Origin of the sequence: Sulfurimonas paralvinellae, assembly GCF_014905135.1 — a bacterium.
Lineage (GTDB): Bacteria > Campylobacterota > Campylobacteria > Campylobacterales > Sulfurimonadaceae > Sulfurimonas > Sulfurimonas paralvinellae.
In genome coordinates this window covers 1,845,540-1,860,299 of record NZ_CP041406.1, presented here as the reverse complement: position 1 = coordinate 1,860,299, position 14,760 = coordinate 1,845,540, and the positions used below count along the sequence as shown (strand labels likewise).

General features: G+C 38.7%; 15 protein-coding genes. 14 read left to right on the top strand and 1 reads right to left on the bottom strand.

Going from position 1 to position 14,760, the window contains the following annotated elements; translation table 11 throughout:
* The first annotated feature begins 2 nt into the window (after positions 1-2).
* The 14 genes from FM071_RS09550 to FM071_RS09485 all read left to right on the top strand — a co-directional run bounded on the left by FM071_RS09550 (position 3) and on the right by FM071_RS09485 (position 14,204).
* Entirely contained in the window at positions 3-1,262 is a 1,260-nt protein-coding gene (locus FM071_RS09550; RefSeq protein WP_193110772.1) for an adenylosuccinate synthase, read from the top strand.
* 19 nt (positions 1,263-1,281) lie between these two features.
* Entirely contained in the window at positions 1,282-1,716 is a 435-nt protein-coding gene (locus FM071_RS09545) for a flagellar export protein FliJ (protein WP_193110771.1), read from the top strand.
* Positions 1,716-2,225 (top strand): MotE family protein, encoded by a 510-nt coding sequence (locus FM071_RS09540; protein ID WP_193110770.1) that lies wholly within the window; start codon positions 1,716-1,718, stop codon positions 2,223-2,225. Before FM071_RS09545 ends, FM071_RS09540 begins: the two co-directional genes overlap by 1 nt.
* A gap of 73 nt (positions 2,226-2,298) precedes the next feature.
* Positions 2,299-2,850, top strand: a complete 552-nt coding sequence (locus FM071_RS09535) for a DUF507 family protein (RefSeq protein WP_193110769.1) — start codon at positions 2,299-2,301, stop codon at positions 2,848-2,850.
* An 11-nt stretch (positions 2,851-2,861) separates the two neighbouring features.
* Positions 2,862-3,989 carry a glutamine-hydrolyzing carbamoyl-phosphate synthase small subunit gene (gene carA / locus FM071_RS09530; protein ID WP_193112072.1) on the top strand — a complete coding sequence of 376 codons (1,128 nt, stop codon included), beginning with the start codon at positions 2,862-2,864 and terminating at the stop codon, positions 3,987-3,989.
* Positions 3,990-4,214: 225 nt separating this feature from the next.
* The gene (gene ccoN, locus FM071_RS09525; RefSeq protein WP_193110768.1) at positions 4,215-5,708 is read left to right on the top strand and encodes a cytochrome-c oxidase, cbb3-type subunit I; all 1,494 of its coding nucleotides are present in this window, start codon (positions 4,215-4,217) and stop codon (positions 5,706-5,708) included.
* 18 nt (positions 5,709-5,726) lie between these two features.
* Positions 5,727-6,419, top strand: a complete 693-nt coding sequence (ccoO, locus tag FM071_RS09520) for a cytochrome-c oxidase, cbb3-type subunit II (protein WP_193110767.1) — start codon at positions 5,727-5,729, stop codon at positions 6,417-6,419.
* Between the two features lie 15 nt (positions 6,420-6,434).
* Positions 6,435-6,638, top strand: a complete 204-nt coding sequence (locus FM071_RS09515) for a cytochrome c oxidase, cbb3-type, CcoQ subunit (RefSeq protein WP_193110766.1) — start codon at positions 6,435-6,437, stop codon at positions 6,636-6,638.
* A 9-nt stretch (positions 6,639-6,647) separates the two neighbouring features.
* Positions 6,648-7,589, top strand: a complete 942-nt coding sequence (locus FM071_RS09510) for a c-type cytochrome (RefSeq protein ID WP_193110765.1) — start codon at positions 6,648-6,650, stop codon at positions 7,587-7,589.
* 1 nt (position 7,590) lies between these two features.
* Positions 7,591-7,800, top strand: a complete 210-nt coding sequence (locus FM071_RS09505) for a DUF4006 family protein (protein ID WP_193110764.1) — start codon at positions 7,591-7,593, stop codon at positions 7,798-7,800.
* Between the two features lie 107 nt (positions 7,801-7,907).
* A complete protein-coding gene (locus FM071_RS09500) occupies positions 7,908-8,624 on the top strand; it encodes a 3-dehydroquinate dehydratase (RefSeq protein WP_193110763.1) in 717 nt (238 codons plus the stop codon).
* On the top strand, positions 8,611-9,138 hold the full coding sequence (locus FM071_RS09495; protein ID WP_193110762.1) for a FixH family protein: 528 nt from the start codon (positions 8,611-8,613) through the stop codon (positions 9,136-9,138). Before FM071_RS09500 ends, FM071_RS09495 begins: the two co-directional genes overlap by 14 nt.
* Before the next feature lie 3 nt (positions 9,139-9,141).
* Entirely contained in the window at positions 9,142-11,487 is a 2,346-nt protein-coding gene (locus FM071_RS09490) for a PD-(D/E)XK nuclease family protein (protein ID WP_193110761.1), read from the top strand.
* A complete protein-coding gene (locus tag FM071_RS09485; protein ID WP_193110760.1) occupies positions 11,487-14,204 on the top strand; it encodes a RecB-like helicase in 2,718 nt (905 codons plus the stop codon). The genes FM071_RS09490 and FM071_RS09485 overlap by 1 nt, the downstream gene beginning before the upstream one ends.
* On the opposite strand, the gene FM071_RS09480 is transcribed toward FM071_RS09485, so the two are convergent.
* Entirely contained in the window at positions 14,205-14,573 is a 369-nt protein-coding gene (locus FM071_RS09480) for an ArsR/SmtB family transcription factor (RefSeq protein ID WP_193110759.1), read from the bottom strand.
* Positions 14,574-14,760 lie beyond the last annotated feature (187 nt).

Sequence of the window (14,760 nt, the reverse complement as noted above, 5' to 3'; positions counted from 1 at the left end):
TTATGAGTAGAAATAGAGCTGATGTAATCGTGGGCATCCAGTGGGGTGATGAAGGTAAAGGGAAAATAGTCGATAAACTTGCATTGGAGTATGATATGGTCTGCCGTTCTCAAGGCGGGCATAATGCGGGACACACTATTTGGGTTGACGGCGTCAAGTATGCATTGCACCTTATCCCATCGGGTGTGCTCAATCCAAAAGCAATCAATGTTGTTGGTAACGGGGTCGTTCTCTCTCCAAGTTCCATCATTAAAGAGATGGAACAGTTTGAAGGTCTTGAAGGTCGTCTGTTCATATCTGATAAAGCACATCTTAATCTTTCCTATCATGCTATGATCGATCAGGCAAAAGAGCGCCTCAAAGGTGATAAAGCCATCGGTACGACAGGAAAGGGAATCGGGCCTGCTTATTCGGATAAGATCAACCGTATCGGACATCGTGTTGGTGAACTTTTAAACACAGAAAAGCTATGTCAGACTATTTTGGATTATTTTGCACAGAACAAGCCTATCTTTGACGTTATGGATCTTCATGCTCCGAAAAAAGAAGAGCTGTTGGCAGAATTGAACGCTTATAAGGAAAAGTTGGCTCCTTTTATCACAGACACTACGCAGATGGTATGGCGTGCACTTGACTCCGAAGGTAAACGCGTTTTACTAGAAGGTGCACAGGGAACGATGCTTGATATTGATCATGGGACTTATCCTTATGTAACTTCAAGTTCAACTGTCAGTGCCGGTGCCTGTACAGGACTTGGAATCAATCCAAAAGATATCGGTAAGGTGACAGGGATCGTCAAAGCTTACTGTACGCGTGTAGGAAACGGACCATTTCCTTCAGAAGATATGGGCGAAGATGGAAAGCGTCTTGGTGAGCAGGGACATGAATTTGGAACAACGACAGGACGTGCGCGTCGCTGTGGTTGGTTCGATGCTGTAGCTACACGCTACGCAAGCCGCCTTAACGGCTGTGATGAACTTGCACTTATGAAGCTTGATGTTCTTGACGGGTTTGATGAGGTTAAAGTATGTGTCGCCTATGAATATAACGGTAAAGAGATCGATTATGTTCCTGTAGATTTAGAGAATGTAAAACCGATTTATAAAACTTTTAAAGGGTGGAACGGCTCTGTTGGTGCTCGAAAATTTGAAGATCTGCCGCAAAGTGCTCAAGATTATGTTAAACTTATTCAAGAGATAAGTCAGACAAAAGTTGGTATAATTTCTACATCACCTGAGAGAGATGACACAATAATCCTCTAGATTAAGGACGCTACAACAGATGAAGACCCGTTTTAGTTCGTTGGTTACTATCAAAAAGAATATGCTGCAAAAAAGTGAACGGGTTTTGCAGCAGGCGAACAAAAATCTCCAAAATGCAAAAAATGCTCTGCAGGAGTCTCTCATGGCTCTTGATGAAATCACTCTACCAAAAGAAGGCAGTATGGCTGAATTCTTAGCAAACAGAAGTCTGCTTGATGCACAAAGATCACTGATCGAGTATAATGAAAAGTGGGTAACGTATGCTCAAAAAGAGGTCGCAGATGCCAAAGAACAGCTCAAACACGATATGATAGAGTATGAGAAGTTCAAATATCTTGAACTTCAAGAGATAGAAAAAGTGCTCAAAGCACAGAAACTTCAAGAAGCAAAAGATCTCGATGAAGTGGCTCTGATGACGCACGGTAAAAAAATAAAGATGAGACAGGCTTCCTAATGCGATTTTTATTACTGCTTTTTTTGACACACTCCTTTTTATTTGCCTTACAGACAAGTGATAAACTTTTTGAGTGTACAGAGATATTCAAAGAGAGAAAGAGTGAACTGCTTGTAGAACTGGAGCGGATAGATGAGCAAAAGCAGTCGCTCAATGCACTTAAAACTGCAACAGAAGAGCTTTTGAAGAAGAAAAAAGCGAAGCTGGATCTGCAAGAAGAGCAGGTCAATGCAAAACTTCAGGAGATATCTGACAAAGAGGCTTCTGTAAAAAAAATGCTTGCTGAGAACAAAAAAATACTTGCCGAGCTTAAAAGTACGAAGATGAATAAGATCGCGCAGACATTTTCCAAAATGAAAGCCGGCGCTGCTGCTAATGTTCTCTCCAATATGAAAGTAGATGAAGCAGCGGCAATCTTACAATCACTCAAGCCGAAAGTTGTTGGAAAGATCTTAACGAAAATGGATCCGCAAAAAGCCTCACAGTTGACACAGCTTCTCGCACAATAATTTTGCTCTAATAAGATTTTTACCTAACTTATTGTAAAATGTCTGAATTTAATTAATAAGTAGGGTCGCCATCATGAAAGTATCACTCAAAACTATTCCCCATATTTCCAACAAAATTGCAATTGATCTCAATAAAAGCGGCGTTGTTACTATGACCAAAGGCTTAGAGCCTGTTGCAGCAGAAGCACAAAAGATTTTCGAAGAGAATATTAAAAAAGAGATGGCACTTGAAGAGAAGGTAAATGATTACCTTGAAGAGAATGAAGAGGAGATAGAATTTATGCTTGCCGATGAGCGTCAACTCTTCTTTATGATCAAGAAAAAGTTAGCACCTCAGTACGATGTTATTTTGGATTATGAAGAGCGTTTTTCTGACATTGCACATAAAATTTTGGATGAATTGTATGAAGAAGATCTCATCCATTTTGATGTAACTGAAAATCGTATAAAAAATATTATCTATAATGCTATTACGTCATTTTTAGCAGATACTTCTGAGATCGAAGATGCTGTTATGGACAAGATCCGTTCATATAAAAGAAAATTTATTCCTGGAACGGATGAGTTTGAAATTTTACATGAAAAACTTTACCGCGAAGAATTGATGAAGCGGGGAATGGAGTAAACATGCAGTCACTGAAAAAAGCTTGGATATATTTGGAAAACGGTACTTTTTTGGAAGCAAACAGTTTTGGTGCCGAGAAGACGGAAGTTGGTGAGATCGTATTTAACACTTCTATGACAGGATATCAGGAAATCATGAGTGACCCTTCTTATGCAGGGCAGTTTGTTACTTTTACAATGCCTGAGATCGGGAATGTCGGTGTGAATGATGAAGATATGGAATCACAAGCTGCTCACGCAAAAGGGATGATCGTTAGACGTTATCAGGAAAGATACTCGAACTTTAGAGCAGAGGATTCACTGCATGACTTTTTGAAAAAATTTGATGTTATGGGCATTTGTGATATCGATACGCGTTTTTTGACAAAGATGCTTCGTTCTGAAGGTTCCATGATGATGGTTGCCTCGACGGAAGTGAGTGATAAAGAGGAGTTAAAAAAGATCCTTGAAAACTCACCGCGCATAGAAGATGTAAACTATATCGAAAAAGTAAGTACGAAAGAGGCTTATAAACATAATTCAAGTACTTACAATTATCGTGAGTTTAAGTATGATGAACCGCCAAAAGCAGAAGCAAAAATTGTAGCAATTGATTTTGGTGTTAAACGTAATATTTTAAATGAACTTGTTGCAGCCGGCATTGAGGTAGAAGTGATTCCAAATGACTTCATTGCAGAAGATTTGATAGAGAAGTATAATAGCAAGTTAATTGATGGTGTCTTTTTGTCAAACGGTCCTGGTGATCCGCTTGTTTTAAAAAAAGAACAGGAAGAGATTAAAAAACTTATTGCTGCAAAAGTGCCGATGTTCGGTATCTGTTTAGGTCATCAGCTGCTTTCGATCTCACATGGATACGATACTTTTAAACTAAAGTTCGGCCACCATGGTGGTAATCATCCTGTTAAAAATGAAAAAACAGGATTAGTAGAGATCACAGCACAAAACCACAACTACAATGTTCCTGATAATATCACGGAAATTGTAGAGGTGACACATAAAAATCTTTTCGATAACACTATCGAAGGTTTGAAATATAATGATGAACCGATTTTTTCTGTACAGCATCACCCGGAAGCTTCTCCGGGTCCAAAAGAGAGCCGTTATATCTTTGGTGAATTTCTCTCTCTTGTAAAACGATAATAGGCAACCATACAAGCGTTGCTTATTGGCGAAAAAACTCTCTTTTTATTCTTAACAAAAAATAAAATTCCAAAACTAAACAAAAACATAATAAATTCCTTGATTTAGGTCAAGATTAAGATTATTTAAACATATAGATTGCTAATATACAAGTGTTGATTAGTTTGATAAGTGTGATTGTGCACTTATGAGACTTAATTGCTTTGAATCTTAAGGAGGCTATATATGGAGAATCGTCCATTAGAGTACGACTATACGGTTGCAAAGATGTTTATGCTAACAACAATTATTTTAGGGATTGTTGGTATGAGTATCGGTGTATTTATTGCATTTGAACTTGCTTTTCCAGGACTAAATACAGTTCTAGGAAGCGGTCTTGCAGAGTACACAAACTTTAGTCGTCTTCGTCCATTGCACACTGATGCAGTTGCATTTGGTTTTACGTTAAGTGGTATTTGGGCCACTTGGTATTATGTTGGTCAAAGGGTACTAAAAGTATCTATGGCAGAATCTAAGTTTTTGATGTTTATTGGAAAATTACATTTTTGGCTTTATATTTTAGGTGTAACTGCTGTTGTAGTTTCACTATTTATGGGTATTACAACTTCAAAAGAGTATGCAGAATTCGAATGGCCTATTGATATCGCTATCGTTGTGGTATGGGTACTTTGGGGTGTCAGTATATTCGGTCTTATCGGTATTCGTCGTGAGAAGTCTTTATATATTTCTATCTGGTATTATATTGCTACATTCTTAGGTGTTGCTATGCTTTACCTGTTTAACAATATGGAAATACCTACAATGTTGGCATCTTCAGCTGCAGGTGAAACAGGTATTGGTGCATGGTATCACTCTATTTCTATGTATGCAGGTACAAATGATGCGCTTGTACAATGGTGGTATGGACACAATGCGGTTGCATTCGTATTTACAGTGCCTATTATTGCTATGATTTACTACTTTTTACCAAAAGAATCTGGTCAAGCGATTTATTCATATAAATTGTCTTTACTTGCATTCTGGGGTCTAATGTTTGTATATCTTTGGGCTGGTGGTCACCACCTTCTTTATTCTACTGTTCCAGACTGGATGCAGACTATGGGTTCTATCTTCTCAGTAATCCTTATCTTGCCATCTTGGGGTTCAGCGATCAATATGCTTCTTACAATGAAGGGTGAATGGCAACAAGTTGCGGCATCTCCACTCATTAAGTTTATGGTGCTTGCTTCCACTTTCTATATGTTCTCAACATTGGAAGGTCCTATCCAAGCTATCAAATCTGTAAATGCTATTGCTCACTTTACTGACTGGATCGTTGGTCACGTTCATGATGGTACTCTTGGTTGGGTTGGATTCATGATCATTGCTGCGCTTTACCATATGGCACCACGTGTATTTAAACGTGAGTTATACTCAAAAGGTCTTATGGCTGCACAATTCTGGATTCAGACATTAGGTATCGTTTTATACTTTACTTCTATGTGGATCGCAGGTATCACACAAGGTATGATGTGGCGTGCGCATGATGAGTTTGGTAACTTGGCTTACTCATTTATGGATACTGTTGATGTACTACACCCTTACTATGCACTACGTGGTACAGGTGGATTGTTATATCTAGTTGGTTTCTTTATGTTTGCTTACAACATTTATAAAACTATGTCTGCTCGTCCTGTTGAAGAGTCTGAGCTTCAAAATGCTTCGCCTATGGGCGCTTAAGAAAGGGAGGATTATATTATGTTTCATTGGTTAGAAAAACATCCGTTCTTATTCGCGGTAGGTGTCTTCGTAACAATTGCTTTTGCCGGTTTGATTGAAATCGTGCCAAACTTCGCACAGGCTTCTCGCCCAGTAATCGGTACTAAACCGGTAACTTTGTTAGAGCAGGCTGGTCGTGATGTATATATTAAAAACAGCTGTAATGCATGTCACTCACAGTTAATTCGTCCGTTTAAAGCTGAAACTGACCGTTACGGTCACTACTCTTTAAGTGGTGAGTATGCATATGACAGACCATTCCTTTGGGGTTCTAAAAGAACTGGTCCGGATCTTCACCGTGTAGGAAACTACAGAACTACTGAGTGGCATGAAAACCACATGAAAGATCCTAAGTCTGTAATGCCTTCAAGTATTATGCCTGGTTATCCATGGATGTTTACGAATAAAGCAGATATTGATACTGCATATGCAACACAGTTGACAAATGCACAGTTCTTTGGTGTACCATATAATAAACCTGTTCCTATGAAAGACGGGTCTACTACAGTGGTTCCAATGGCGAAATCTGTTGCAGAAGCTCATGCTATGGCATTGAAAGAAGCAAAAGAGATTACAGCAAAAATGAAAGATCAAGACGTAAAAGATGCAGTTGCACGTGGTGAAATTCCAGAAATCGTTGCACTTATTGCATATTTAAACAGTCTTAAATAGGAAAGGTGCAAGATAGTGGACTTTAATGAATTTGCAGCGTATGCGTACTTCTTTTTAGTAGTGTTTTTGGTGGTGGTTACATATGCGTATGTCTATCATCTCTACACAAAGAAGAAAGATGCTACCGGAGTTGATTATGAGCACTATAGCAATATGGCACTGAAAGATGATATAGGCGATGCTCCGGTAAAGCCTGTGTCACGTGATAAAGAAAAATAGGAGAGATATATGAATAAGCTTTATCTTTGGGGAATTATCATTACTGCGGCAATGTTGGGTGCAACATATGCGACAGTTGGATACCAAAAAGGTGGTCTTAATGGTGATATCGTCAATATGCTTGCAATCGCAGGTGCAGTTGCACTTGTAATCATTACAATATTTGTTGTAATCAAGTATGTACGTCAAATGCAAGTCGATCAGGCTACTGGTGAATTGGCAGATGAAACATGGGACAACATAGGTGAATATAAAAACCCGGTACCTTTTGGTTGGGCAGTTATGTTCTTAGGTACGATTATTTGGGGTATGTGGTATTTTACAATCGGTTATCCGGTAAATGCTTTTTCTCAAATTGGTCAATACAATGAAGAAGTAAAAGAAAAAGACGCAGAATTTGCAAAAAAATATGCAAATATCAAAGGTGAGCAGCTTGTCAATATGGGTGAGTCAGTTTACCTTGTTGAGTGTGTGAACTGTCACGGTCTGAATGCTGATGGAAACAATGAAGTTGACGCAGCAGATTTAAACAGAAGAATTTCTGAAAAAAGCGTTAAGTATGTTGTCAACCACGGTTCAAACAACAAGCTTTTAGGTACTGAAATGCCAATGCCGGATCGTAACGGTCTTTTCAATGCCGCAACTGGTGCATTGATTACTGATAAAGAGATTGATGATGTAGCAAAATACGTTGCCGGTGGATTAAAAGATGCAAACAGTGCAGGAGCAAAAGTATTTGCTAATGTATGTTCTTCTTGTCACGGTCCTGATGGTAAAGGTATGGAATACGTTGCTCCTGATATCGCTGATTGGAATCAAAAACTAATCGTTAATGTTTTAGATAACGGTAAAGTTGGTGCTATTGGTAAAATGCCAGCAATGGATAGACTAAACCCTAAACAAAAAGAAGCTATTGCAGCATATGTAATGAGCTTAAGCAAAGGAGAGTAACATGAATGAAAATAGAAGTGTTTTCGCTCTAGATGGTGTTACAGGAATGTTGATAGCGACTGTTTTATTACTTAGCATACTGGCTTTTTTAAGTGTTAATGCAGTAAGTGTACAACATGCTCAAGCTGAAAACTTTTATAAGATAAAAGATGAAAAATCAATCAAAAGAATTGATACAGAAAGCTACAAACACGTAGTTGATGTGAAATAAGGAGTTTAGAATGGAAAAAATTATTTCTTGGGGCCTTGTAATAATGGCCGCGTATACTCTTTGGGCTGTTGTAACTCCTAACCATCTTTACGTTGGGTAGAAGTTTATTGAAAGCTTTAACTAGAGGGCTTTATGCCCTCGTCCTTACACTATTTATTCACTCACCATTACTAGCTACAGAATATTTATATAAAGATGAACTAATACACAATGCAAAATTTACACAAGAGATAAACACTCTCGGTACTATTTTGTATGAAAAAACAGGTATTGCTCTACGTCTTGTAATGCTTAAAAAACTTCCTGATGGCATGAATATGTATCAGTATGAAAATCAGATTTTGAAAACTATGAATGAACCGACTATCTTGTTAACCTTTTCAGAATTGAATCAACAGATTGATATAGAAGCAAACGATAGCTCTTTATATAAATATTTTAATAAGAAACAGGTACTCAGCCCTGTGACATCATACGTACAAGCTTTTATGATGGGAGTATTCTATGCTAAAAGCTGGGATGAATTTAAAAGTATGATGACTAATGTAGATGGAACCATACTCCCTCTGCTTGGAGAAAAGGCAAAGAAACCAAAAGAGAAACTTGCAAAATACTCTGCAGCCATGTTTAACGGCTATTTGGACATTGCACAGCAGATTGCAAAAGCTAAAGGCGTTAAACTTGGCGAAGAGTATGACAGTACGGCCAATCAGTCCTCTCTTTTTTATGTGAAGTTGTTTTTCTATGGTTTTGTTTTATATGGTACTATAATGTATATAAAAAGAAGAATTTATAAAAAGAGGCATCAGAATGAGCATAATTAAGAGTGGTAAGCTATGGCCGTTTGCAATTGCATTGGCTATTACAGGTGTTGTCGGTTTAGGCGCTTGGACGATTATAGAGACAAGTAAAGCTGATATCCAGCCAAGTGATGCCTATATGACAAATTATCAGGATGCAGATGCAAATGCAAATAAACTGATAAAGTCAAGAATAGCTTTTGATAAAGAGTATAGATTAAAATACGTTACAGAGCAGATCAAAGAGAATGGCTGTGATGTTAAATACGCACTTACTACAAAAGACGGTAAAGCGGTTGAGGGTGCAAAGATGGTTTTAGAGATCAGCCGCCCGGAAGTTGAAACATACACTAAAAAATTTGATAATCCAAAATTTGAAGAAAATCTGTATGTTTTTCATGATGTGAAATTTCCAAAAACAGGTGTTTGGAATCTAATGCTCAAAGTGGATGCAGGTGATAAAAGCAGATTTTATGCAATAAAAACCGATACACGAATCAAAAATGACAGAAGTATTCAGGAAGCTTCGCAATACTAAACTATGGATGATGAGCTCATAGTTCTTCCCTCTGCTCGTGCCATTAGGCATAAGCAATTAGCAGTAGAATTAGATACACTGTTTCTGCCAAACTTCATTATGATGAGTGACTTCATTGCAAAACTTACTCTTGTTGAAGGGTATACATTTTTGGATGAAGACACTCGAACACTTCTTTTGTTAGAAGCTTCAGACTTTCAAAACTTTTCCAACCTGCAAATCGAGAGGAACTTCTTTACTTTTACAAAAAACAGCTCGTATATCTTTAAATTTTTTGAAGAGCTCAGTGCAGAGCTATTTGAGATAGAAAACCTCAGTAGTGCCGATCTCTATGGTGAATATGAAGAGCACATAACAATCCTGCAGGAACTCTACAGACGTTATGAAAAATTGTGTGATGAGAAAAAACTGCTTGATCGGATCTTTCTGTCAAAGCACTACACTTTCAATGCCCCATATCTTAAAAACTACAGATCTGTCGAAATAGTTTTAGAGGGTTATCTGACAAATTTTGAACTTGAACTTTTACAAAAAGCAACACTGTATAGTGAGATTAAGATTCGCTTCACTGCAACCCGATTTAATATGAAAATGCAGAATAAACTGCGTGAACTTGGCTTTGAAATTATGCCGGGACATCACTACCTGCTTCATCTGAACGAAATAGAAGTTCTTCAAAAAGAATCACTTTCAAAAAACTCAGAGATAAGCTGTGAGAGTTTTAGTGAAGGGATCTTGCAGGTAGCGTTCATCAAACAAAAGCTCTATGAATTTGTCTCTAAAGGTTACGACCCTGAAAAGATTGCTGTGATTTTGCCAAATGAGCATACTGCAAAAAGCATACAGAGCTTTGATGAGAAATCAAACTTTAACTTTGCAATGGGGGCGAGCTTTAAAGAGAGTCAGATATATAAAAATCTCCATGCTGCGTTTTTATATCTTGATGATGCTACCTGTGAAAACAGCAGCAGGCTGAATCATTATGGTGATACATACTATCAACTCTTTTATGATGTCTATAGAAAAAATATTGTGGACGTAGATTTTACGGTGCTGATGCAAAAGGTTCAAGAGAGCATAGCAAGTAAAACTGAGGCAAAGATATTTTATGAAGAACTGCACAGTTTTGTAAAGATTCTGCCATATTTGCAGCATATGAACGTACGTTCTGTTTTATCTCTTTTTATGCAGCGTTTAGGCTCACGCAGCATTGATGATGTCCGTGGCGGCAAGGTGACGGTTATGGGTGTCTTGGAGACACGGAGTATTGCCTTTGATGCTGTTATCATTATTGATTTTGATGATGACAATGTTCCAAAACGCAGCAATAAAGATATGTTCTTAAATACAAAGCTGCGTGAGATGGCAGGCTTGCCGACAATGCAGGAGCGGGAAAATCTGCAAAAACATTACTACGAGATGTTAATGTCGCGCTCCAAAGAGGTGGCTATCTCCTATGTCTCTTCGGAGCAAAATCATCCTTCGCGTTTTTTAAAAGAGCTGGGCATTACAACAAAGAACAGCTATGATGAGATCAATTATGCAGAGATACTTTTTGCAAGGAGTTCAAAAAAAGCTCTCTATGAGCCTGAGATAATAGAGCCGTACAGTTTTAAGAATATTGCACTCTCAAATTCACGGCTTAAAACATATCTGAGCTGTAAGCGAAAGTATTATTACCATTATGTGAAGCATATCAACGCCCATGAGATTCCGCGTGATATGCCGCAGGAACATGCAATAGGAACGGATGTTCATAAAGCGCTTGAGCAGCTGTATGCCAAAAAAGATCACTATGATGATGTACGAGAGCTGCAGCATGACCTTGAAAGAGAGCTTGAAAACGTAACCGGCAAAAGTGAGCTTGAGAAATATCTTATGGCAATACAGAAAAAAAGGCTGGAGCGTTTTTGTCTCAATGAGGTGAAACGCTTTAAAGAAGGCTGGCGTGTTCACAGTGTAGAGAAAAGTTTTCAGGCACCCTATGCAGGCATGACACTGCAGGGGCAGATAGACAGAGTGGATAAAAAAGAGAATCTTGTGGATGTGCTTGATTATAAAACAGGCTCTTTCACGCTTTACAATAAAAATAACTTTACAGAAGCAACAGATTTTCAACTTGAGTTCTACCATATACTTGCGGGTGGACTTGGGAATGTGAACAGCTGTGCCTTTTATGATCTTAAAGAGGGCAGAGTGGTTGAAGAACTTTTCCTTGAGCAAAAGCTGGAGATACTAAGGTCACACATAGCGGATCTGCTGCAGGTCGAAGAGGTGAATTTTGAGAAGACGGAAGATGCAAAAATGTGTCAGTATTGTGAATTTGCACTGATGTGCGGGAGAGCGTGATGGCATTTGTGAAAAATCTTGCCTATGAAGCGAGTGCGGGCAGCGGTAAGACCTTTATGCTGGTTGTTCGCTATCTTACACTGCTCTTTCAAGGCGCAGATGCCTCGAAGATACTTGCCCTTACATTTACCAACAAAGCCGCATCAGAAATGAGTGAGCGAATCGTCGAGACACTCGAGCATCTTGAGACGCGTGGTGAACTTGATGAGATCATCAAAGAGAGTGGTATGAGTAAAGAAAAGATCCTCACGCAAAGAGCCAAGGTCTTGACATCATTTTTAAATGCGCATACAAAGATCATGACGATAGACAGTTTTTTTACGCAGATACTGCGAAAGTTCTCTTTGTATGTTGGATTGATGCCTGACTTTACAACTTATGCCTCACAGCATGAGATAAAACTGCTCTCACGATTTTTAAAAGAGGTGAGTGTTGCAGGAAAGAAAGAGCTGCTTGTGGCACTTGCACTGGAGTCAAACAAGCGCGTCAGCGATATTTTTCAACTGCTCAATGAGTTCTATGAAAAAGAAGAGGAGTTCGGCAGTATCAGCTTTCAAAAATCTTCATTGAAAGAGTATGAAGATCAGGCGCTTCAAGCGCTCACGCAGCTGCAAAATATTGTCAAGAACTGCAAGGGTGCTTCGGCGACACTGCTAAAAGCGGTGGAAGCAGATAGTTTTGATGTACTGCGCTCAAAAAGCTGGATTGGGAAAGAGACGCTTGAGTACTGGGTCTTCAAAAAGTGTTATACACCGGAGATGGACAGTGCACTTCATACTATTCAAGATGCTCTGCGTGCTTATAACAGAGCCAAAGAGCAGAATTTCTTTTATGGTCTGCGTGAGCTTACAAGTATCTATAAAAAAGCAAAAAAAGCGCTCTATCAAGAGGAGAGTGAACTCGGTTTTTCCGATGTTACACAGCTTGTTTACACTATCTTACATCGTTTAGATGACAGTGAATTTCTTTACTTCCGTCTTGATGCAACAATAGAGCATATGCTGCTCGATGAGTTTCAAGATACCAGCATAATGCAGTACAAGATATTAAAACCGCTGATCTCAGAGATAGTCTCCGGTCAGGGAGTCTTTGAGTCGGGCAGTTTCTTCTTCGTGGGCGATGTGAAGCAGTCTATCTACAGATTTCGCGGCGGGGTTTCGGCGCTCTTTGGTGAAGTTGCACGTGAGAATCACACAGAGGTAAAAAAACTGTTGACAAACTACCGATCGCAAAGAGAGGTCATAGAGTTTGTCAACAGAGTCTTTGAAGAGAAAATAACGAATTACTCGCCACAGCTCTCACGCAAAGAAGCGGATGGCGGTTATGTGGAAGTAATAGAAAATGATGAGTTATTAGAAGCGACGCTCACGCAGGTTGAGCGTTTGATATCTTTGGGGGCAGCTCTCAATGATATTGCCATTCTTTGTGCAACGAACGGTGACGGTGAAGAGATCAAGAATCTGTTGCAAAACAGAGCGATAGAGGTCGTTACCGAGACAACGACAAAACTGATCAACCAACGCAGCGTCAAAGCAATCCTTGAGTATTTGAAATATCTTTACTTTGAGGAAGATATCTACAGACACAACTTCTTTGCTCTTATAGATCAAAAGAGCATGCCTCTGCCAAAGCTGGATGTCACACGCATCAAACTCTTTGATATCATCAAGCAGTGCATTGAGAGGTATGGACTTTTCAGCGATGATTTTCATATTATACGCTTTTTGGATGCGGTTGCGAAGTATGAAGATATCGACGCGCTTATCTTCGAGTATGAACGTCTTGATGTGAGTGCCGCGGCATCTGACTTGAGCGGTGTGCGTGTACTTACTGTGCATAAATCAAAAGGGCTTGAGTATAAGCATGTCATTGTCATGGACAGACTTAAACGTGCACCTGCCTCACGTGATAGTATCATCTATGAATATGACGGCATTATATTGCAGAATGTCTATCTGCGAACTGCAGGCCGTGATACTATTGACACTGCCTATGCAAATGCTTTGGCAAAAGAGAAAGCCCTAGTGCGTGAGGACAGCCTCAATGCTCTGTATGTCGCTTTTACGCGTGCTAAAGAGCATCTATTTGTCATTAAAAAGAGTGAACACTCAAGTTTTGAGCTACTGGATCTGGAAGTCGGCAGTTTTGGCAGTTTGAAAGTCGAGCAGCAGGAACAACGCCATGAACGCAAAACAAAAAAACTGCCTTATGAAAATCTTTACTATGGAACACAGAGCGAGATCTTGGCATTGGAAAATGAAGGCGAAGAGGATCTGCAAGCCATTAACTTTGGTCTGGCACTCCACTATATGCTCGAGATGATACCGGCATTCTCTCTCGATGCAATCGCAGATGCCAAAAATATGCTGCTTAACAAATACGGCTTTATCTTGACACCTAAAGAGATAGATGATATCTGCATGCGGGTAGAGAGACTGCTGCAGCATTCGGAATTTTTAAACCTGATAAAAGAGGGCAGATACTATAAAGAAAAAGCGCTGCGTTATAAAAACAATCTGCGCTATCTTGATCTGCTGGTACAAAAAGAAGATGGCTCTTTCATTGTTATAGACTATAAAAGTGCTATGAACTTTCAAGATAAACATCGTAAGCAGGTTAACTATTATAAAGAAGCTGTGAGAAATATAACGAATGCAGAGGTTGAAGGGTATCTATGCTATCTTTTAGAAGACAGCATAGAGATTGTTGCAGTTTGATTATTTTGTATTGTCAAACTGGTATCCCATGCGTTCATCATACTCTTTCATAAGTGTTGCAAAACAGTCTGCTATCTCATTGATTGTCTCTATATTCGGCTCTATGTAGATCTTGTTTTTTTTCTTGACCATAGTGATAATCTTTGCATCTTTAAGCTCTTTGAGATGGCGGGAGATGGTAGGTAGGGCAAAGTCGAAGTTCTCTGCTATGCTTGTGACACAAGTCGCTTGGGCTATGATATCATCTTGCGGTTGTGTTTTGTCGATAGAACAGGCATAACCACCTGTAAAAACATTTTTAAAAATTTTAAATCTTGTTTCATTTCCCAAAGCTTTAAAAATCTTGATCTTATCATCCATATTTAACATATGAGCCCTTTTTATTGTCTATGCGGAATTATAGCTAAAATCTACTTAGTTATTTAGACAATTAACATTATATTAAGTAATAATAGTATAGTCTTGTAAATCTATTTAGTTAAATTGCTAAATTCATAAATTTATTTTATATATATTTTACACTTTATCATTAGTATATGGAAAATCAAAAAAAAGG